The sequence below is a fragment of the Polaromonas sp. genome, from assembly GCF_013817205.1.
In the GTDB taxonomy this organism is placed as follows: domain Bacteria; phylum Pseudomonadota; class Gammaproteobacteria; order Burkholderiales; family Burkholderiaceae_C; genus Polaromonas.
The window spans coordinates 29,730-50,539 of sequence record NZ_JACDDD010000004.1; the positions used below are offsets into that span (position 1 = coordinate 29,730).

Sequence of the window (20,810 nt, forward strand, 5' to 3'; positions counted from 1 at the left end):
TAGGCAAACACCTGCTAACCAGTCCGCATTTCCGTGGGCAAACGCGCTTACCGGCGCCCTACAAGGCTAGAGAACTTTCATGAACACCCTGTCCCGCCCCCCGGTTTCCCTGTTTCGCCTGGCGCGCGGCCCTGTCCTGTTGCTGACAGTCTGTCTTCCGCTGTTGACCAACGGACAGACCGCCCCCAGTCCGGCCGTGAGTGTGCCGACAAGTGCCGCCGAAGTCTTCAACCGGCTCGCCGCTGATCGTTGGGTCTATCGCGAGGTCCGCTTGGCCGATCTCGGCTTCACCGGCCCGCTGGTGCTGGGCGCGCCGGAGACCGTGCGGGAGCTCTACTTCCCCGTCCCGGCCAACGTGCCCTTGAGCGGTGGGGAAATCAAGCTCAACGCAAACTACATGCGTGCCGACGGCGGGCGTACCAGCTTTGTGGTGTCGCTGGATTCTTATCCGGTGTCGTCGCGTCCGATGGCGCAGGATAAAGGCGACGCCAGCCTTGTTCTCGGTGTGGATGGCTCGCCGCGGCCCAGCGGTTTTGTGCGAATGGGCCTGAACTGGAGCACGGCGCTGGGCGCGGAATGGCTTTGCACCGACGGCCGTGCCGCCGGCAATGTGCTTCGTATCGAGCCCGACTCGCGTTTTACCTATCGCTATGACAGCAGTGCGGTGCGTGACCTGACGACCGCTTGGGGTTCGCTGCCCTCGGCACCGGTGATCCTGATTTCCTCGAACAACCTGAGTTCAGGCGCGTATGACTCGGCCTGGCGCATGGGGGTGGCGCTGGAGCGGGCCGGCAAGCGTGCACAGGTCAGGGCACTGCCTGCTGTGGGCGATACGGTCAACCTGGACGGCATGGTGGTGCCCGCAGCCCTTCGCGGCATCCCGGCTTTCGCTGCCCTGGCCCAAGGTGGCCAGTACAAGATCAAGGATGCCGCTGAAGTGGGCGCTCTGCTGTCGCTGGGTGCCGCCAGCCCCTTTCGTGCCGACATCATCATTGCTGACAAGGCCATCAATACTGGCGTGACCACTGCCCTGGATGCCCTGCGCACCCAGATGCAGACGTCGGCACCCGACGCCGTCGCCGGTTTTTCAGAGTGGCGGATTCGGGCGCTGGACCCTGCTGCGCAGGCTGCGGCCCCAGGAGAGATCCGCCTGTCGCAGGCCTTTGGCAATCCCGCGATTGTGGTGGCTGCCGACGCCGGCGCGCAGGCAGCCGGGATGTTCAGCACGTACTGGAACAAGCTTGCGGTAGGCTCATCGATGCTGGTGCAGGCTGCGGCCGACCCTGCGGGCGACGGATCTGCTGTGTCATTGAAATACCTGGGCGGCAAGCCCGGCAGCTTTGATGTGCTGTCGCATGCCGACTGGAATGCCAGTTTCGATATCGGTGCGGTTTCTGCGGATGGTCGCCTTCCTTCCAGCCTGGTGCTGGACGTGTCTGCAGCGCCGAGCGCGGCGCGTACCCCACCTGTGGTTTCCGTGTTCATGAATGACATCCTGCTGGGCGCCCGGCAACTGGACGCAGAAGGCCAGGTCGAACGTGTCACTGCCCGCATCCCGGCTTACGCATTGGCCTCGCGCAACACACTGCGTGTTTCCTTCGTGCGCCAACTCGCCAGCGACCGGTGCCGCGAGACACCGGAGCCCTACCCGGTTTCTGTCCTGCCCAGCAGCCACATGTTGCTTGAGAAAGCAGATCTCTCAGCTAACTTCACTGGCATGGTGGCCCGTTATGCCGCTGGTGCACACGTGATGGTTCCCGCTGCCTATCTGGCTGATGCTGCAGCGACGCTGCCGCGCCTCATCCGTCTGGCCCTGACTGCCGGTGTGTCGCCCACGAAGGCACGCTTCACTGCGGTGACCGGAGACGCCGTTCCTGCGCCAGGCGGTCCTTTCCTGGTCATGGATCTGCCTTTCAAGAATGCCGATTCCAAAGTAAAACTTGAAGGGGGCAGGCTGGTGATGAATGGCAAGGGCGATGCCGCAGTGCTTGACGTCGGGGGGCTGGACAACGTGGCCATTGTTGAAGTGGTCAAGGTCAGCGGTGACAGAGGTGTGGTGTATCGCATGGTCGGAAAGCAAGCTCCAGTCATGAGCAAGGCAATGTTGCTCGGAAGCGGTGACGTCGCCGTGATCGGAGCCGGTGGTTTGCTCACCGAAATGAACACTGCTGACCCAGGCGGGCGCAAGGTGGTGGAGAACAATGCCGGACCCTGGCTCCTTGCCCAAGGCTACTGGTGGATGTTGCCCGTGCTTGGCGTTGTATTCATGATTGCGCTCCTGGTGTTCGCAAGCCGCATGCGCCGGCGCAAGGCGGCTGAGCAGGCAACCAGGCTGTAGGCTGGTTTCCGCGAAAAACTGACATGGCCTGGACCCTGTTTACCGCGAACTATTACGCGGCCCTGGAGATCATGGCCGCCGTGGTGGCAGTGCTGATCTTCATCTCTTCGGTTGACGACCTGTTCATTGACCTGTGGTACTGGACGAGGCGCGTTTTCCGCTCGCTGACGGTCGGGCGCAAGTATGCGCCGATGACTGCTGAGCAGTTGCGCGAGAAGGGCGAGCAGCAGCTGGCCATCATGGTCCCTGCATGGCTGGAATATGACGTGATCGCGGCCATGGTTGAAAACATGGTCGAAGTCCTTGAGTACCGGAATTACGTTGTTTTTGTCGGGACCTATGTCAATGATGCGAAGACCATAGAAGAAGTTGAGCGCATGCAAAAGCGCTACAAGCAGCTTCACAGGGTGGAGGTGCCCCACGCGGGACCAACATGCAAGGCGGACTGCCTGAACTGGGTGGTCGAGGCTATTTTTGCCTATGAAGAGGCGCACGGCATGGAGTTCGCCGGTATCGTGTTGCACGATAGCGAAGACGTGCTGCATCCGCTTGAACTCAAGTTCTTCAACTACCTGTTGCCCCGCAAGGACATGATCCAGCTGCCGGTCGCCTCACTGGAGCGCGAATGGTATGAATTGGTGGCAGGCACGTACATGGACGAGTTTGCCGAGAGTCACGCCAAGGACATGGTAGTCAGGGAGAGCGTGGCTGGCGTGGTGCCATCGGCGGGTGTGGGCACCTGCTTTTCAAGACGCGCCCTCCAGGCGCTGGTGGGTTCCACGCGCAACAAGCCCTTCAACACTGACAGTCTGACCGAAGATTACGACGTCGGCAACCGCCTTGGGCAACTGGGCATGCAAGCCATCTTCGGCGTCTTTCCGGTGAATTTTCGCGTGGCACGGACGTCATGGTTTGGTGGCAAAGGCAAGCGCGAGGTGCTGGTGAACATGCCTTTGTCGGTGCGCGAGTTTTTCCCGGATACCTTTCGCCAGGCCTACCGCCAGAAGGCGCGCTGGGTGCTGGGGATCGGCCTGCAAAGTTGGGAGCAGATTGCCTGGCAGGGCTCCCTCGCGGCCCGATATCTGCTGCTGCGGGACCGCAAGAGTACCGTCACTGCGCTGGTCAATGTGTTCGCCTATTTGCTGGTCGTGCAGTTCCTGGTATTTCACATCGGCATACTGACGGGCTGGTGGAGTGTCTTTTATCCTTCGCTGTTTGCCGAGAACAGCGGCTGGCGTGTGCTGATTTACCTCAATGCCATCACGCTGATTATTCGCTGCGGGCACCGCATCTACTTCACCACGACCCTGTACGGCTGGGAGCACGGTCTGATGTCCGTGCCGCGCATGGTGGTCAGCAATTTCGTCAACTTCATGGCCGTGGCTCGGGCCTGGCGTCTTTATTTGTCTTATCTCTTCCGAGGGAAGGCGCTGGCTTGGGACAAGACCATGCATGACTTTCCGACCGGCGGCCAGTTGCTGCGCCGCCGCCAGCGGCTCGGCGAGTTGTTGCAATCGTGGAAGGCGGTGGACGAAAGCATGCTGTCCAGAGCGCTCACGGAGCAGGCGACAACCGAGATGCCTCTTGGGCAGATCCTGATATCCAATGGCTGGCTTGACGAAGATACCCTGGCCGAAGCCATTGCGTATCAGGCCGGCCTGACACGCGCGCGCCTGACCAAGGAGCTGGTCATGGACAATGCGGGTGCAACTCCCAAGGATTTTGGCACACGGTTTCGAGCCGTTTATCTCGGCCTGGACGCAAGCGAAAAGCCCGTGCTGGCGGTGGCGACTCCGGTTTCGGAAGAGACAATGGCCGAGCTGGTGGAGATTTTTGGCACGGAACCGCAGCAGCGCATCGTGCGTGAGAGCGAACTGGCGATTGCTTTACGCCTACTGCGTGGGGTCGATGACAGCTTCTCCAAGCTGGAACGGGGTGTGGCAGGCGTGCCCCTGCTCGGTGACATGCTGGTGGAACAGGGGCTGCTCAAGCGCAATGTTTTTGAGGGCGCGATGCAGAATTACCGCCCGGAGCGCCATGGGCGGGTCGGTGACTACCTGGTGGATCAGGGCATTTTGCTGCGAGAGGTTATTGAGCGGGTGGTTGACCAGCAGCGGCTGATGCATGCCGAATTGGCGCGTGTGGAATTACCGGAATAACAGCGTGAAAATCCTCCATAAAACCGGAACCACGGTTCTATATGTAGCAAGTCTGGCACTGGCTGCGCCAGGTTTACAAGCGCAGTCGGACTTGCCCCTGACCGGGCCGGCCTGGGCGCTGGCCGACGAGGGGTACAAAGCCTTTGCCCGTGGTGACTATGGCATTGCGCGGGAAAAAGCACGCGAAGCCTTGCGGCTGCGACCCGATGCGGTACAGCTGCAGGAACTGATTCGCAAGATCGATGCGGCACAACGCCCTGCTGCGTTTCAGTCAAAGCCGACGGCCCCCCGGGCCCGGGTATTTCGTTCTCCACCGGCCATTGCCGATATGCAACCGGCGCCTTCTCCACCCCGGCCTGATCCTGCCTTCGCGGCCGCGGCCGAGGGCTACAAGGCGTATGACAGTGCGAAGTACGCTGCAGCGGTTGGTTTTGCGCAGGAGGCAGTGCGCCTTGCGCCAATGAACCGCGACTACCGGCTGTTGCTTGTCAACGCGCTGCTGGCGGACGGCCGGTTGCCCGAGGCGGATCAGGCGATCACGGCAGCCATCGCCGAAGCCGGCGACGACGGCCGCCTGGTGGCCCAGCAGCAGCCGCTGCGCCGCCGCATGCAGGACGCACAAGCCTTGGCCTTGGGCACTGCGGCCTACGCTGATTTTGAGCGTGCGGATTTTGCAGCCGCCGCCAGCAACGCCAGGCAGGCCTTGCAACTGACGCCGGGGAACCGCGACTACCAGACTTTGCTTGTACGTTCGCTGTATCGCAACAATCAATACGCCGAGGCCGAGCAGCAGGCGGACATCGTCATCGGGCGTGCGCCTGATGCGTCGCTGTTCATGTTGCGCGGCCAGATACGCCAGAAACTCGGACAGGAGGCAGGCGCGCGCGATGACTTCGAATCCGCCCTGCGTCTGAAGCAGCTCACGGCCGCTGAAGAGGTCGCGCTGCTGCTCGACCTGGGCCGCAAGAGCGAAGCGCGGACCCGCTTTGAACAGGCGCGCGCGGACGGCTCGTTGGCGCTGTCGGGGGCGGAGCTGGGGTACCTTGCCGTCCGCGTGGGGAATGATGAGCAGGCGCTGAAGGCTTTCAACCAGGCCGATACGGCGGGCAAGCTGCGCAGTTCAGCGTGGGGTGATGCCGCATATGCCGCCGTGCGGGCGGGTGAGGACGCACAGGCGATTGGCTATTTCAAGCGCACTATCGACGACGCTGGGCCCTTGAAGCTGGCCATGACGCCCCAGATGCTGTTCGAAACAAGGCGGGCGGTGGCAGAAGTCTCCCGCGAGTTTGGTGCTATCGCCTCGGTCAGTTACCGCGGGAGTGTCTCCGGGTCAGGCTTGCCGCCCGGTGCCCCCACAGACAGTGTGCAGGGTGGTGCGGAGCTTTACTGGCGACCGTGGGGTTATCGAAACGCGCGCTACACGGAGATATTTGTCCGCGGGTTTCAAACGTTTGGCAGCAAGGGCGGTGGCGCGACTGGCAGCCAGACCCTGCAGACGGCAGCCGGCATACGTCACAAGCCCTTCACCGATGTCAATCTTGTAGGGTCCATCAGCCGGGTGTTTGCGCCTTCGGGTGGAAAGGATGACTGGCTGGCCCAAATCGGTTATTCCGGGGGGACCGGCGGCGATCTTCGGGTGGATGTGCCATCGTGGTGGACCAGCCGGACCTCCGCAGAAGTCGGGCGTTATCTTTCGGCTGGGCAGACTTACGCTTTGGCGCAGGCGGACCTCGGCCGCAGCTTCCGGGTCGGCGAGTCCGGCAGGTGGGTGGTATTTCCCCATCTGTCGCTGGCAGCGGACTACAGCTCTGTTGCCCAGTCGCGAAGTTCTGCAGGCATAGGCCCTGGTATCGGCGCGCGTTACTGGTTTCGGGAAGACGTCTATAACGCACCGCGTTCCTATCTGGACGTGTCTTTGCAATACCGCGGGCGCGTGACTGGTGCGCCCCGCGCCGGTGGTGTTTTCCTGCTCACCACCCTGTCCTACTGATGAAGCAGCGCATAACGTCCAGGCTCGCTCGCCCTTCGGTCGATTCCTGCAGGCCGTGGCTGGCCGCCATGCTGGCGGTGGCGCTGATGCTGGGTGCCTGCGCGGGACCGCCGGCAGTGATTCCGCCGCTGGCCGGTATGGTCTGGCAACCGGACAACAAGACGCTGGATCCGCGCGGCAACTGGCAGCGCCTGGGCGCCACCGAATTGCTGGTGCAATGGACGGCCGTTGACGGGGTGGCCTATGTGGACAACCCCCTGCTGCCGGTGGCAACGCAACGTCCCCCGTGGCACCGGATTGCGGGCGAAGCCTGGGCACAGGGCGTGATTCTGGGTCTGGCAGGACGCTTTGACGAAAAGGCGGCACGCGCGGACATCGTCAAGCTTGCTGAGGCCTCGGTGGTGCTGGCGGGGCTGCCTACGCCACTGAAGGTGACAGGATGGTATTTTCCCGTGGAGATCGACCCGACCTGGACCGAGGCGCCAACCTTGGCACCCCTGCTTGCCACCTTGCCGCGCCCGCTGTGGATCAGCGTCTACGACAGCGCCAACGTTGGCCCCGAAGCACTGGTGCAGGGTCTGGCCAAATGGTTGCCGCCTGATGTTGGGGTGTTTTTCCAGGATGGGGTCGGTGTGCACGCGCGGGAAGCGCACGTCGCCCGCCAATATGCCGACGTGCTGTCGGCGAAGCTGGGCCGGGAGCGGGTACGGGTGATTGCAGAGGCTTTCCGCCCGCAAACCGGTGGCGGCTTTCGCAGCGCGACGATTGGTGAGCTCAGGCCGCAGCTGGCGAACTACGCGGGCTACCGCATCTATCTGTTTGACGGGCCGCACTATGTACCGGACTCCCTGACTGCGGAGATTGCAGCCGCGCAGGTGCCCGCCCCTAAGGCTCAATAGCGCACGCTGCAGACTTCCAGCGCATTCAGGCCGTGGTCGGTAATGATGTAGCCACCGGTGCCATCGTCGTCCAGAAAGCCGTGTTTGTGCAATGAGCTCACGGTTTTCAGGCCATGGGCACGGGTTTTGTGCGGTTGCGGCTGTTTGCGCTCTGATGGCGCCACGGCAACAATTCGGAAACCATAACGCGCATCCTCCAGGCACTCGTACTGCTTGTAGGTCAGGGTCTTCAGGGGCAGGGCGCCGGTGGTGGTCCCGCTCCATTCAAATTCGGGTGGTGCGTAGCTGACTTGGTAAGCGGTTTCTTCGGCGGCGGTTTTCGTGGCGGCCGCGAGGTCGATATTGCGTCGCTTCCTGCGCAGCCACAAAAAGGCGGCCAATCCCAGCAGCGCCAATAGGACAAGCACAAACACCACGAGTTCCACAACACGCCTTTCAGTCTATACGGGGATTATCGGCAAAACGGTTGCGTGGGGTTGTTGCACGCTGCCAGACGGTCTGTGGCGGCGGGTTCAGCGGTCGCCGATGTCGAGCTCATAGTGTGCGTCGCCCATATAGCGCTCAGCGCCGAAGGCGGCACGTGTTGCGGCCAGTTCGGCGGCTTCCCACTGGTCTGCCAAGACCTGTTCGGCCGGGTTCAGGTCCCAGGGACGGTCCTGCTCCCCATGTGCAAGCAACAGCCTGAGCCATGCCCGGTATACCGGTGCCACCAGGCTGGCGTCACCCAGCGACGCTTCTAGTGCCGCGCGAAAACGCTGCGCTGCGGCCTCACGCTCTGCCGCGCTGACGTCGTCGGTGTGAAAGATCCGCAGTGTGTAGCTCATGCGGCAAGTCTATCGTTTGCGCGTCGGCTGCTTCGCATGCGGGGCGCTGGCGGGCGTAGCGCGTGGCAGTGCAATTAATTTCGTTACTCATCTTGCATTAGCAGTGGAGACTTTTGAAAACCGTGTCCGTACCATCGGACTCTTTTGAAGGAAACCTCATGGCATTGCAATCACCGTTCTTCGGCAAGCGCGACAACGAACCCACCAGCCTGCGTCACGGCAGTCCCAACGCCAACCCCTATGCCAATGGCACGCCGGCAGCAGCCACATCTTCCGCCGCAGTGAACACGCAGGCAACGCCAGTGCAGGAGAACGCGGCGGCAGCCGTCGGGACTGCGCGCGAAGGCGGCAGCAAGCTGACGGTGGGCCCCAACATCAAGCTCAAGGGCGTAGAGATCACCGATTGCGACACCCTGGTGGTCGAAGGCCTGGTCGAAGCCACCATGGACTCGCGCGTGATCCAGATCGCCGAGCACGGTGCGTTCAAGGGCTCAGCCGAAATCGACATTGCCGAAATTCACGGTGAGTTCGACGGCAACCTCACGGTGCGCCAGAAACTGGTGATTTATGCGACCGGCAAGGTCACCGGCAAGATCCGTTATGGCAAGCTGGTGATCGAAGAAGGTGGCCAGCTCGCCGGAGAAATTCTCTATGGCGCAGTGGCTGGCACCAAGGCGGCGCTGGTCGGCAAGCCGGGCCTGCAGGTCGCCTGAATCGGCTGTTGACAGAGGGCTGATCTCCACTGGTGGGTGGCTGCACGCCCGGTGAGCGTGCGTGTCACCGGCTTGACCGGCCTGGCCGGTGCCCGCGGCGCACAATCGTCGCATGAACGCTGTCCATTCCCCCCTGCAGGCCCGCATTGTCCAGTGGGCCGTCGCGCCCGGTGATGTTGTTGCTGCTGGCGACCTGTTGCTGATTCTTGAAGCCATGAAGATGGAGCACGAGGTACGTGCGTCAGTAGCCGGACAAGTCACAGAATTGTTCTTCGCAGCCGATGAACTGGTCGAGTCGGGTGCCCTGCTCGCCACTTTGCAAGCCGGCACAGCGAGTGCTGTTGCGCGCGCGCCGTCGCCTTCCGCGCAGGTGGCGTCCACCGCACTTCGGCCCGACCTGCAGCGCGTGCTGGACCGCAACCACAAGACCGCGGACGCCAGCCGCCCTGAAGCCATGGCCAAACGCCATGCGCTCGGGCTGCGCAGCGCGCGCGAGAACATCGCCGACCTATGCGACGAAGGGTCATTTATTGAATACGGCGCGCTGGCCGTCGCGGCGCAGCGCAGCCGCCGCAGCGAAGAAGACCTGATGGCCAACACGCCGGCCGACGGCATGGTCACCGGCATCGGCAGCATCAACCGCGCCTTGTTCGGCGCCGAAACCAGCCGCGCCGTGGTGATGGCTTACGACGCCACGGTGCTGGCCGGCACCCAGGGCATGCGCAACCACCAGAAGACCGACCGCATGCTGGGTATCGCGCTGCAGAACAAGCTGCCAGTGGTGTTGTTTGCCGAAGGCGGCGGCGGCCGACCCGGTGACATCGATATGCCCATCGTCGCGGGCTTGCATGTCGCCACTTTTGCCAGTTATGCGCGGCTGTCGGGCCAGGTGCCGGTGATCGGCATCGTGGCCGGGCGCTGTTTTGCCGGCAATGCGGCCTTGCTGGGGTGCAGCGACGTGATCATCGCCACCCGGGGCAGCAACATCGGCATGGGCGGGCCGGCCATGGTTGAAGGCGGCGGCCTGGGTGTGTTCAAGCCCGAACAAATTGGCCCCAGCGATGTACAACACGCCAACGGCGTGATTGATGTGCTGGTGGACGACGAGGCGCAGGCCGTCGCTGCGGCGCGCCATTACCTGTCCTTTTTCCAGGGCTCAGTGAAAGACTGGCTGGCACCCGATGCGAATGCCCTGCGCGGTGCCGTGCCCGAGAACCGCCTGCGTGTGTACGACACGCTGGACGTGTTGAAGGGCGTGGTGGACAGCAACAGCCTCCTGCTGCTGCGCACCGGCTTTGGCGCCGGCATCCACACCGCGCTGGCACGTATCGAAGGGCGCGCGGTGGGCATTCTTGCCAACAACCCGCAGCACTTGGGCGGCGCCATTGACGCCGATGCCGCCGACAAGGCTGCGCGCTTCATACAACTGTGCAACACCCACGGCCTGCCGCTCGTGAGCTTTGTCGATACCCCTGGCTTCATGGTTGGCCCCGACGTGGAGGCGCAGGCGCAGGTGCGCCATGTCAGCCGCATGTTTGTGGTCGCCGCGGCCTTGCGTGTGCCGTTTTTCAGCGTGGTGCTGCGCAAGGGTTACGGCCTCGGCGCGATGGCGATGACGGCTGGCGGCTTTCATTCGCCGATGTTTACCGCCGCCTGGCCCACCGGGGAGTTTGGTGCGATGGGGCTGGAAGGTGCGGTGAAGCTGGGCTACCGCAAGGAGCTGGAGGCGGTGCCCGAGGGCCCTGAACGCGACAGGCTGTACGCCACGCTGGTGGCGCGCCAGTATGAAAGCGGCAGCGCCCTCAACATGGCGACCACGCTGGAAGTCGACGCGGTGATTGACCCGGCGCAGACGCGGCCCTGGCTGGCGCGCGGCCTGACTTCGGCCCGTGCTCGGCCCGATACCGGGGCGCGGTTTGTAGACACCTGGTGAGTGGTCAAGCTGCCGATTGATGATCAAATCGGCATCTAGCCCTTGCTGGATATGAGTGAGTAGCTATCAAAAAGATAGTAGACGAAACATCAAGGGCAGCAACAGCGAGGCCAGCACCACCTGCAGGCCCAGCGCCAGGCCCGCATAGGCGCCCGCGTCGGCATTGACCTGCAGCGCGCGCGCCGCGCCTATTCCGTGCGACACCGTGCCCAGCGCAAAACCGCGCGCCGCCCAGCCGGCGCTGTCGAATGGAATGCGGCACAGGTCGAACAAATATTTGCCGGCCAGCGCACCGACCAGACCCGTCATGACCGCGAAGACCGCTGCCAGCGCCGGGATGCCGCCAATTTTGTCGGCAATGCCCATGGCCACCGGTGCGGTGACCGACTTGGGCGCCAGCGACAGCAGGACCTCGGCCGGCAGGCCGACGGCCCAACCCAGCGCTACGGCCGAGCCGATGGTCGCCGCCCCGCCGGCCAGTGCCGCCAGCAACAAGCGGTCCCAGCGCTGACGCAATTCGATACGGCGCTGCCACAACGGCCAGGCCAGCGCCACGACCGCCGGCCCGAGCAGGAAGTGGATGAACTGCGCGCCGGCAAAATAGGTTGGGTAAGGCACGTCGGTAACCAGCAGCACCGCGGCAATCGTCAACACTGTCCAGAACACCGGATTCGCCCAGGATGCGTGCTGCAGCCGTGCATAAGCGGCCTGCGCCAGCACATAGACCACCAGCGTTGCCGTCAGGCCGAACAGCGGCGTGGCGGAAAGGTAAACCCAGAGTTCAACGAACTTCGGCATCGCCCTTGCGCCCCCAAAAGTTGAGCAACAGCGCCGTCACCACCAGACCGATCAGCGTCGAGAGCACGATCACCAGCAGCAAGCGCCCACCGTATTCGCTGATCAGTGACAGGTGGGTCATGACGCCGACACCGACCGGCACAAACAGCAGCGACAGGTGCGCAAGAAGAAAGTCGGCGCAGGCAGCCACCGGCTCACGCACCAGCGGCCAGTTCAACGCCATCAGCAGCAAAATCATGCCCACCACCGGGCCGGGAAAAGGCAGCGACAAGGCGCGCGACATCAGCTCGCCAAGGGACTGCAGAAGAAGCAGCCAGGCCAGGCCGCGCAAACCTGTCATGACGACCGCAGCGCCGGGCAGCCCCAAGCAAGGTCAGCCCGCTCCGGGGGGCAGCGTATTACACGCACTGAAAAGCGTGGGGGCATCAGTATCTTGGAAGGTCGGGATGCGTGATCTGCCCGCCGCGCACCAGCATTTTTCCGTACTCGGCGCAGCGCTGCAGCGTCGGAATCACCTTGCCCGGGTTGAGCAGGCCCTGCGGGTCAAACGCGCGCTTGACGCCGAACATCTGCTCGTTTTCCGCCGCCGAAAACTGCACACACATGGAGTTGAGTTTTTCCACACCGACGCCGTGCTCACCTGTGACGGTGCCGCCCATGGCGACGCTGGTCTCCAGAATGTCGGCGCCAAACAGCTCGCAGCGGTGCAGCTGGTCGGGGTCGTTGGCGTCGAAAAGGATCAGCGGGTGCAGGTTGCCGTCGCCAGCGTGGAACACATTGGCACAGCGCAGGCCGTACTTGATCTCCATCTGCTGGATCGCCAGCAGAATGTCGGCCAGGCGCTTGCGCGGAATGGTGGAGTCCATGCACATGTAGTCGGGGCTGATGCGGCCCGAGGCCGGAAAGGCATTCTTGCGGCCGCTCCAGAAACGCAGGCGTTCGGCCTCGTTCTGGCTCACTGCAATCGCGGTCGCGCCGCACCTGCGTAGCACGGCGCTCATGCGGCCAATTTCTTCCTCGACCTCTTCCACGGTGCCATCGCTTTCGCACAGCAGGATGGCCTCGGCGCTCAGGTCGTAGCCCGCATGCACGAAGTCCTCGACTGCCGCCGTCATGGGTTTGTCCATCATCTCCAGGCCGGCCGGAATGATGCCAGCGGCAATCACCGCCGCCACCGCGTCCCCGGCCTTGCGCAGGTCGTCGAAGCTGGCCATGATGCAGCGCGCCAGCACCGGCTTGGGCACCAGCTTGACGGTGACCTCGGTGGTGATGGCCAGCATGCCTTCGCTGCCGACCAGCACCGCCAGCAGGTCGTAACCGGCGCCATCAAGCGCATCGCTACCGAACTCGACTTCTTCGCCCTCCACCGTGAAACCGCGCACCTTGAGCACGTTGTGCAGGGTCAGGCCGTACTTCAGGCAATGCACGCCGCCCGAGTTTTCAGCGACATTGCCGCCTATGGTGCAGGCGATCTGGCTGGAAGGATCGGGCGCGTAATACAGGCCCAGCGGCGCAGCGGCCTCGCTGATGGCCAGATTGCGCACGCCGCCCTGGACCACGGCGGTGCGGCTGGCCGCATCCACTTTCAGGATCTTGTTGAATTTGGCCAGCGACAGCGTCACGCCCAGCTTGTGCGGCATGGCGCCGCCGGACAGGCCGGTGCCGGCACCACGCGCCACCACCGGCACGGCCAGCGCGTGGCAGGTCTTGAGCACCGCCTGCACCTGCCCATAAGTCTCGGGTAGGGCCACGACCAGCGGGCGCTGGCGGTAGGCTGTCAGGCCGTCGCATTCATAGGGCGTGGTGTCTTCGCTGTTCCAGAGCAGCGCGTGCGCCGGCAGCACTGCCTGCAGGGCGCGCACGACCTCGGCCTGGCGTGCGACGCGTTCCATCTGTTGTTGCGGGGTGGCCAAAGGTGCATTCATGGGCGGGCTCGCAGGCTGGGTCAAAAAAGCACTTTAATGCAAAGCACGCGCGGCCGGTGTGAAGAAAATGCAGGCTGGCCGTGAAAAACAAAACGCTATCAAATCAGTAGCTGCTCGCGCCCGCCCAATAAGGGCTGGAGTCCCAAAAGATCAACAATTGTGGCGACAAGCTCAGGTGACCGATTTCTTGAGCCAGTCGGCAAAGGCCGCGCACTCCCAGCGGTCCATCAGGCCGGTGCGCCAGCACAGGTAGTGGGCATGCGGGCTGGGCACGTTGCGCTCGTACAGGCGCACCAGCGAGCCGTTGTCCAGCCAGGGAGCGCCCAGCTTGAGCCGTATCAGCGCCACACCCATGCCGGCCGCTGCTGCGTCGCACATCAGGCCGATGTCGTTGAACTGCGAACCATCCACCGGTTCCGGCCAGTCCAGCGCGTGCGCCGCAAACCAGGTTCGCCAGGGTTCCAGCGGCGAGCGCAGCAGCGCTTCGCCGTCCAGGTCCTCTGGCGCTTCGAAGGGCCCGTGCTCGCGCACATACGCCGGTGAAGCCAGCGGCGTGACCTCGTCCTTCATCAGGCAGACATGTTCGACATCAGCATAACGCCCGGTGCCGAAACGCACCATCAGGTCGGCATCTTCGGCCACCACGTCGAGCAGTGGAATCGACACCTGCAAGGTCAGGTCGATCTCGGGGTAGGCATCGGTGAACTGGCGCAGGCGCGGGATCAGGATGGAGCGCGCAAAGGTCGGCGTGACGGCCAGGCGCAGCTTGCGTTTGCCAGGTGTGCCACTCTGGCCGGCCGTGCCGGGGAACTTCTGCAGGATGGCGATGCCTTCACGCACATGGGCCAGATACTCGCTGCCCTCGGTGGTCAGCGAAAAGTCGGCCCGACCAAACAGCTTGGTGCCGATGATCTGCTCGAGCTGCTTGACCCGGTGGCTGACCGCACTCGGCGTGACGTTGAGCTCCTCCGCCGCCTGCGTGACGCTGCGCAGCCGCGCCAGTGTTTCGAAGGTGAGCAAGCACTGAATGGGCGGGATTCTTGGTGCACTCATTCGGCGATGTCTTTACCAGCAGGGGCCGCGGGACCGGCTTTGCCGGACCGCAGGCGCAGCGGCCCCTACGGGGGGCAGCGCAGTACACGCAGTGACAAGCGTGGGGGGCATATTCATTTGAAAATCACCGTTTTGTGTCCATTCAAAAGCACCCGGTGTTCGCTGTGCCACAACACCGCGCGTGCCAATACCTGGCTCTCGGTGTCGCGGCCCATCGCGGTCAGGGCTTCCACGGTTTTGCTGTGGTCGGCGCGCGCCACGTCCTGCTCGATGATAGGGCCTTCGTCGAGATCCGCGGTCACGTAATGGGCCGTTGCGCCAATCAGCTTCACGCCGCGCGCATGCGCCTGGTAGTACGGTTTGGCGCCCTTGAAGCTGGGGAGAAACGAGTGGTGGATGTTGATGGCCCGGCCTGCGAGCTTGCGGCACAGGTCGTCGCTGAGGATCTGCATGTAACGCGCCAGCACCACCAGCTCGGCGCCTTCGGCCTCGATGATGTCGTACTGGCGTTTCTCAGCCTCGGCCTTGGTCGCTGCCGTCACCGGGATGTGGTGGAAGGGGACGTTGTAGCTGGCCGCCAGCTGGTAAAAATCGCGGTGGTTGGAGATGATCGCGCGAATGTCCAGCGGCAGCAGGCCAGACTTCCAGCGGAACAGCAAATCGTTCAGGCAATGGCCTTCCTTGCTGACCAGCAGCACCGTGCGCATGGGCTGCGTGGCCTGGTGCAGGCTCCAGCGCATGCCAAACTGCGTGCCCAGCGCCTTGAGTTGTTCCTTCAGCGCTTCGAAGGACAAATGGCTGCAGCCGAAGCTGACGCGCATGAAAAACAGGCCCGTGGCATCGGCGGCCGCGTCGTCCCGCTTGTCGTCGCTGAACTGCGCCGCTTCCAGGATGTTGCCGCCACGCTCAAACAGAAAGCCGGAGACAGCGTGAACAATTCCTGGCCGGTCTGGGCAGGACAGGGTGAGGATATAAGTGGGGCTCATGGGGGATGAATTGTCGCAGGTGCCGCGCCCCACGGTGCCCTCGCTCAGCGGATTGTCGCCCGGAGTGCCAGAATGCATCAGACGCCGCCAAACCGGCTGCCGCCCAATTCAAAAAAAGGAGATATTTGATGGCTTACCCCGACTTCAACATGGACCACCAGTGGCTGCCGTTCACACCCAACCGCAGCTTCAAGAAGGAGCCGCGCGTGTTTGTGGCGGCTGACGGCATGTTTTTCACCACCCACGACGGCAAGCAGGTGCTCGACGGCATCTCCAGCCTCTGGTGTGTGGGCGCTGGACACAATCGCAAACCGATCAACGAAGCCATCAAGAAGCAGCTCGACACGCTGGACTATTCCACCGCCTTCCAGGCCAGCAACGACCAGGCCTTCCAGGCCGCCGAGATGATTGCCGCCATGGCGCCGGGCGACCTGAACCAGGTGCTGTTCTGCAACTCCGGCTCGGAGGCGGCCGATACCTCGCTGAAAGTCGCGCTGGCCTACCACCGCGCGCGCGGCGAAGGTCACCGCAATGTGTTCATTGGCCGCGAAAAGGGTTACCACGGCGTCGGTTTCGGCGGCATGAGTGTGGGCGGCATCCCGGCGAACCGCAAGGTCTACGGCGCGGCCCTGCTGCCGCGCGTGGACCACCTGCGTTTCATCCATGACCCGGTGAAACACGCCTACATCCACGGCGCTGAGCCGGTCTGGGAAGAAGACCTGTTGCTGGAGCTGGAAAACCGCATCCTGCCGCTGCATGACCCGAGCAACATCGCGGCCGTAATCGTCGAGCCGGTGGCCGGCAGCGCCGGCTGGTATCTGCCGCCCCAAGGTTATCTCAAGCGCCTGCGCGAGATCTGCGACAAGCACGGCATCCTGCTGATTTTTGACGAGGTCATCACCGGCTTCGGCCGTCTGGGAACCAACTTCGGCGCGGACTATTACGGCGTGGTGCCCGACATGCTGAACTTCGCCAAGGCGGTGACCAATGGCGTGATTCCGTTGGGCGGCGTGATCTGCACCGACCGCATCTACAACACCATGATGGAGGCCAACGCCGGCAGCCCGGCGCATGCCATCGAGTTCTTCCATGGCTACACCTACTCGGGGCATCCGGTGGCCTGCGCGGCGGCCATGGCTACGCTGAACCTGTTTAAGGAAGAAAAGCTATTTGAACGCGCCGGCCAGATGGGCGTGGTGCTGGGTGACGCGGCGCACAGTGCCTTCAAAGGCCTGCCGAATGTGATCGGCATCCGCAGCCTGGGGCTGGCGGCGGCGGTGGAGTTGTCGTCGATTGCCGACTCGCCCGGCAAACGCGCTTACGACATCTTCATGGACTGCTTCCGCAACGGCGTGCTGGTGCGGCCGGCGGGTGAAAACATCGTGATCTGCCCGCCCTACATCGTCGAGAAAGAACATGTGGAACGCATCGTCAGCGTGGTGGCCGACGCGATCAAAAAGAACGCCTGATTTTTCCGGTGTGAACCCGTTCAGGATGGTTTGATCCTGTCTTTCAGGTCGGCGCAATAGTCTTTCACCGGCACGGCCGGCGTGGTCCAGATCACGTCGAAGGCTGGCGCTTTGCCGGTGCTCGCACGCGTATCAGGCTCCACCGGTGGTGGGGGGCCGGCGCGCAGCAGCACCGCCTTGACTGTCATGCCGTCTGGCAGGTGTCTCGGCACGCCCAGCTCGCGATTCACATGGCCGCTGCCGGCTAACAGCACCACGGTCTTGCCGGGCAATGCCGCCTGTTCAATGGTGCGGGCCATGCTGATGTCGCGCGCCACCTGGATACGCGTCATCGGCGAAATCTGGGTCTCAGGCAGCAGATCGCAGTGGCTCCCGCGGATCGCTTGCTGCTGGGCTTTGAGTGCCGGGCCCGGCAGCCGGGTATCGAGTTGCGAGTCGGCCATGGCGGCCCGCATCTGCGTCGCCGGCAGGTTGGCACCCAGCACCGGCACACCGGCCTTGACCGCGACCATCACGGCCGGGCCGTAGGCGGCCCAGGGCCAGCTTTTGCTGTTCCAGCCCAGCGCTTGTTGCACCTGCAGCTGCGTGCTGTTTGATTTGAGCGCGGCGGTGCTGCTGCCGGCGTCGGCCATCTCCAGCGCCAGCGCGCCCAGCTTGCCCTCCACAGCCAGCCGTGCCACCACATGCTGGTGGATGTGCTGGTGTTCTGCGGCGTCGTGCTGTTCTCCCAGCAAGACCACGTCAGCAGGCAGCAGGGCATCGGTGCGCACGGTGATGTCGTTCGGCGCCTCGGGAAACAGACGGGGCTCGGGCACGCGGGCGCAGGCCGACAGAATGACAAGCAGGACGCAGCAGGTCCATCGCGCGGAAGAAGGAGGCATGGTGGCGGGGTACATACGAGGCACATCGTAAAGCCTGGCGCATGCCTGTCCCGCTTTTCTCCCCTGATCTCCCTGCTTTCCTTGTTGATGTCCGTCAAGCCTTGGCACATTGCCTGCACCCTCCTGCTGGCGCTGGCTGCTGCCGGCCTCTGCATTGACCTGCGCACGCCCCTGCCCTGGATGATTGGCCGCTGCTGGCCGTCGCCTGCGCTTCGGTGGCCACTGCGCTCGGGCTTTATTTCACGCCGCAGGTCATAGCGCTGGTGGCCAGCCTGTGGTGGGCGATTGTCTGGGCGCTGCTGCTGGGCCTGGGGTTTGGTGCCTGGTAGGTGTGCCGACTGGTGGCCGTGCTGGTGCTGGTGGCGCCGCTGTACCGCTGGCTGTATCCGCTTGCTGCGCAATCGCAAGCCCCGCGGCCGTGAATTCGGGCTTTCAGTGCAGCGAAACCGGTGTGTGCGCCAGTTCGGCGTAGCCCTCGAGCGTGTCCTCGATTTCTTCCTGTGTTGGCGTGTTTTGTTGCCAGCCGTTCAGGCGCTGCTGAAACATTTCGGCCCAGGAGCCATCGAGGTAAACCTCTTTGCCCGAGCGCTTGTCGACGATTTCGAAACCATGGCGAGCGAGCTCGGGCACAGCCGGGGCCGGTGCCGACTCTTCGGGCGCGTTGGCGTGGATTTGCACCACCACAAATGATTCTGAGTCGTAGAGCATGTGCATAGAGCTTGGGTCCTTGTACATAAGATAGCAACGGACCGGCCAAGTTCAAGGCTTACAGGGTAAATCCGCGAATTGCGGGAAAAATCACGGAAATCAGCCTGGCCACGCGGCATGCGAAGCGGTTCCTCGGGGGCGGGGCGCTACATGCAGTGAACAACCTCTTGGGAAACTACAGCCAGTCAAAGCGGCTTTTCAGTGCTGCGCAACTGCTGATCCACAAAATCACCGTTTTGCTGGGTGATGCGGGTGCGCACCGGCAGCCAGCCGATCGCAGGGGCGAGCCAGACTTCGACGGTCTGGTCATAGTCGCGTTGCGGCTTGCGTGTGAGTTTGACGGCGATGAATTCGCCGGCGGGAAGGCTGAGCTTTTCCTCGGCCTCGACGACAAAAGTCCAGGTGTCGGCGGTGGTGGGGCCGGCGGTGTAAAGCGAGATGCTGCTGCCGCGTGGATACCTCGCCGGGTCGCCGGCCAGCAGGCTGGCGAGCTGCACAAAAACGCTGACCCTGTCCTGTGCGCCGGCCTGCCAGGGCACATCGGTCGTGTTGACGCTGAAAGTGATCTTGCCCTTGTCGGGCTGGAAGTGAGCCGCGCGTTCACTGCGCGACTTGTCGAGAAAACGCGTGGGCGCCAGTCCGTCGCCGGTGAGGCGGCCCTTGCTGGTCATGGAACGCTCGCCCAGTCCGAAGGCGCTGACCACCATGCTGAGCTGGTAGGCCTCGCCATCCTGCTGCCAGTCCAGCTGGGCCTGCGCGTGATAGTCCATGGTCTTGGAGCGGCCGGTCATGCTGTATTTCAGACGCGCCGACCCGGGGATGCTCAGCGCCCCGGCCGCCGCCACCAGTGTCGGGGGGGCAGGTGCTGCAGCAGGGACGGTTTCGGGCACGGGTGCAGAACTGGCCTGGGGTACTTCGCGAGCTGCCGGTTCTGGTGCCGGCGTTGCTATTGATTCGATAGCTGCTTGCGCAGGCAGTGAAAGGGCTGGAGGCACATTTGCTTGTGAAATGGAAGCCGAGGGCCGGATCGGGCGGCGAACCGGCGGCGGCGCGGGGGGTGCGGCTTCAGGGCTGAGGGGCTTGATCTCAATGCTGCGCGTGATCAGGGGCCGCAGCGTGAGCGGCGTGTCGGTCGCCACGCCCCATTGCGCCGGTGCGGCCTGCAGCAGCAACACATGGGCCAGCACCACCGCGCCGGTCAGCAGCAGCAGCGGACGCAGCGGCGGCGCCGCAGTCATCCGGGCCGGCAGGGTGTTCATGCGTTGGCGTAACCCAGATCGCTGCTGAGCTGGCGTGCAGCGGCTGACAGCGGTCGTGCCACGGCGCCGTCCCAGTCCGGGTCGAAGTTGGCCAGCGAGCCCAGCGTCACCATGCCCAGCACCAAGTGGCCGTCGGCGTCGAACACCGGGGCGCAAAAGCCGGCGACGCCGGGCAGGAGGGTGTCCACCACCCGTGCCATGCCGCGGCGCCGGACCTCGTCGAGCAGCGCCGTGACTTCAGCCATGCTTCTGGGGACGTCCTTGCGCGCGAGCTTCTGCATGCGCGCCAGCTCGTCCCTGAGCAGTGGCGGCAGGCGGTCGTGCGACTGATGGCTGTTGTTCGCCCAAGGGCGGGTGCTTTCACCAGCCGGCTGCGCCATGAAGGCCGAAAAACACAGGCCGGTGGCCGAGGTCAACAGCGGCATGACATCGCCCAGGCGCAAATTGACAGTGATGGCCTGCGGCGACTCTTCCCAGTGCACGATGGTCGGCCCTTGGTTTCCCCAGACAGCCAGTGCCAGGGTCTGGCCGATTTGCTCCATCAGCGGCGCCATGCGCTGGCGCGCGAGTTTGACGCTGTCCAGCCGTGACAGCGAGGCCAGGCCGAGCGTGAGCGCCGCCGGGCCGAGGTCGTAACGTGTGGTGCCGGGGTCCTGGGTCACCAGTTGCAGGCGCTGGAAGCTCACGAGGTAACGGTGCGCCTTGGCGGCGCTCATGCCGGCCGCAGCGGCCAGGTCACGCAACATGAGCGGACCGGGCGAGGTGCCCAGCACCTGCAGCAGGCTGAAACCGACTTCCACCGACTGGATGCCAGCACGCTGCGCGGGCAGGCTGGTCGGTGCTTTGGCGGGGATGGTGCGCTCTTTCATGAAATT

General features: G+C 63.8%; 17 protein-coding genes and 2 pseudogenes. 8 read left to right on the forward strand and 11 right to left on the reverse strand.

Going from position 1 to position 20,810, the window contains the following annotated elements; all coding sequences use genetic code 11:
* The first annotated feature begins 79 nt into the window (after positions 1–79).
* The 4 genes from H0W47_RS01620 to H0W47_RS01635 all read left to right on the forward strand — a co-directional run bounded on the left by H0W47_RS01620 (position 80) and on the right by H0W47_RS01635 (position 7,386).
* Positions 80–2,338, forward strand: a complete 2,259-nt coding sequence (locus H0W47_RS01620; protein ID WP_296919748.1) for a cellulose biosynthesis cyclic di-GMP-binding regulatory protein BcsB — start codon at positions 80–82, stop codon at positions 2,336–2,338.
* A gap of 23 nt (positions 2,339–2,361) precedes the next feature.
* Positions 2,362–4,497, forward strand: a complete 2,136-nt coding sequence (locus H0W47_RS01625; RefSeq protein WP_296919750.1) for a glycosyl transferase family protein — start codon at positions 2,362–2,364, stop codon at positions 4,495–4,497.
* A gap of 4 nt (positions 4,498–4,501) precedes the next feature.
* Positions 4,502–6,487 (forward strand): tetratricopeptide repeat protein, encoded by a 1,986-nt coding sequence (locus H0W47_RS01630; RefSeq protein WP_296919752.1) that lies wholly within the window; start codon positions 4,502–4,504, stop codon positions 6,485–6,487.
* A gap of 86 nt (positions 6,488–6,573) precedes the next feature.
* Positions 6,574–7,386: a hypothetical protein gene (locus H0W47_RS01635; protein WP_296919849.1), complete on the forward strand. Its 813-nt coding sequence runs from the start codon at positions 6,574–6,576 to the stop codon at positions 7,384–7,386.
* Here H0W47_RS01635 and H0W47_RS01640 read toward each other — a convergent pair.
* Positions 7,380–7,811: a hypothetical protein gene (locus H0W47_RS01640; protein WP_296919754.1), complete on the reverse strand. Its 432-nt coding sequence runs from the start codon at positions 7,809–7,811 to the stop codon at positions 7,380–7,382. The two genes, H0W47_RS01635 and H0W47_RS01640, sit on opposite strands and share 7 nt — an antisense overlap.
* Before the next feature lie 87 nt (positions 7,812–7,898).
* Entirely contained in the window at positions 7,899–8,210 is a 312-nt protein-coding gene (locus H0W47_RS01645) for a hypothetical protein (RefSeq protein WP_296919756.1), read from the reverse strand.
* A gap of 158 nt (positions 8,211–8,368) precedes the next feature.
* Between H0W47_RS01645 and H0W47_RS01650 the strand changes: the two genes are divergently transcribed.
* Positions 8,369–8,923 (forward strand): polymer-forming cytoskeletal protein, encoded by a 555-nt coding sequence (locus H0W47_RS01650; protein WP_296919758.1) that lies wholly within the window; start codon positions 8,369–8,371, stop codon positions 8,921–8,923.
* Between the two features lie 118 nt (positions 8,924–9,041).
* Positions 9,042–10,856, forward strand: a pseudogene (locus tag H0W47_RS01655) (carboxyl transferase domain-containing protein); the annotation flags it as partial.
* Positions 10,857–10,922: 66 nt separating this feature from the next.
* On the opposite strand, the gene H0W47_RS01660 reads toward H0W47_RS01655, so the two are convergent.
* The 5 genes from H0W47_RS01660 to purU all read right to left on the reverse strand — a co-directional run bounded on the left by H0W47_RS01660 (position 10,923) and on the right by purU (position 15,618).
* Positions 10,923–11,654 carry an LrgB family protein gene (locus H0W47_RS01660; protein WP_296919760.1) on the reverse strand — a complete coding sequence of 244 codons (732 nt, stop codon included), beginning with the start codon at positions 11,652–11,654 and terminating at the stop codon, positions 10,923–10,925.
* Positions 11,638–11,994, reverse strand: coding sequence for a CidA/LrgA family protein (locus tag H0W47_RS01665; protein WP_296919762.1), 357 nt, complete (start codon positions 11,992–11,994; stop codon positions 11,638–11,640). Before H0W47_RS01665 ends, H0W47_RS01660 begins: the two co-directional genes overlap by 17 nt.
* Before the next feature lie 85 nt (positions 11,995–12,079).
* Positions 12,080–13,579: an FAD-linked oxidase C-terminal domain-containing protein gene (locus H0W47_RS01670; protein WP_296919764.1), complete on the reverse strand. Its 1,500-nt coding sequence runs from the start codon at positions 13,577–13,579 to the stop codon at positions 12,080–12,082.
* A gap of 171 nt (positions 13,580–13,750) precedes the next feature.
* Positions 13,751–14,632, reverse strand: coding sequence for a LysR substrate-binding domain-containing protein (locus H0W47_RS01675; protein ID WP_296919766.1), 882 nt, complete (start codon positions 14,630–14,632; stop codon positions 13,751–13,753).
* Between the two features lie 113 nt (positions 14,633–14,745).
* A complete protein-coding gene (purU, locus tag H0W47_RS01680) occupies positions 14,746–15,618 on the reverse strand; it encodes a formyltetrahydrofolate deformylase (RefSeq protein ID WP_296919767.1) in 873 nt (290 codons plus the stop codon).
* 128 nt (positions 15,619–15,746) lie between these two features.
* Between purU and H0W47_RS01685 the strand changes: the two genes are divergently transcribed.
* Positions 15,747–17,087 (forward strand): aminotransferase class III-fold pyridoxal phosphate-dependent enzyme, encoded by a 1,341-nt coding sequence (locus H0W47_RS01685; protein WP_296919769.1) that lies wholly within the window; start codon positions 15,747–15,749, stop codon positions 17,085–17,087.
* A 20-nt stretch (positions 17,088–17,107) separates the two neighbouring features.
* Here H0W47_RS01685 and H0W47_RS01690 read toward each other — a convergent pair whose 3' ends face one another.
* On the reverse strand, positions 17,108–17,968 hold the full coding sequence (locus tag H0W47_RS01690) for a ChaN family lipoprotein (protein ID WP_296919771.1): 861 nt from the start codon (positions 17,966–17,968) through the stop codon (positions 17,108–17,110).
* A gap of 87 nt (positions 17,969–18,055) precedes the next feature.
* Here H0W47_RS01690 and H0W47_RS01695 point away from each other — a divergent pair.
* Positions 18,056–18,294: pseudogene (locus tag H0W47_RS01695) on the forward strand (AbrB family transcriptional regulator); the annotation flags it as partial.
* 106 nt (positions 18,295–18,400) lie between these two features.
* Here the strand turns inward: H0W47_RS01695 and H0W47_RS01700 are convergent.
* The 3 genes from H0W47_RS01700 to H0W47_RS01710 all read right to left on the reverse strand — a co-directional run bounded on the left by H0W47_RS01700 (position 18,401) and on the right by H0W47_RS01710 (position 20,765).
* On the reverse strand, positions 18,401–18,682 hold the full coding sequence (locus H0W47_RS01700; RefSeq protein ID WP_296919773.1) for a DUF3567 domain-containing protein: 282 nt from the start codon (positions 18,680–18,682) through the stop codon (positions 18,401–18,403).
* Positions 18,683–18,861: 179 nt separating this feature from the next.
* Entirely contained in the window at positions 18,862–19,935 is a 1,074-nt protein-coding gene (locus tag H0W47_RS01705; protein WP_296919775.1) for a DUF3108 domain-containing protein, read from the reverse strand.
* Complete coding sequence (locus H0W47_RS01710) at positions 19,932–20,765, reverse strand: IclR family transcriptional regulator (protein ID WP_296919851.1); 834 nt, start codon at positions 20,763–20,765, stop codon at positions 19,932–19,934. The genes H0W47_RS01705 and H0W47_RS01710 overlap by 4 nt, the downstream gene beginning before the upstream one ends.
* Between the last annotated feature and the right edge of the window lie 45 nt (positions 20,766–20,810).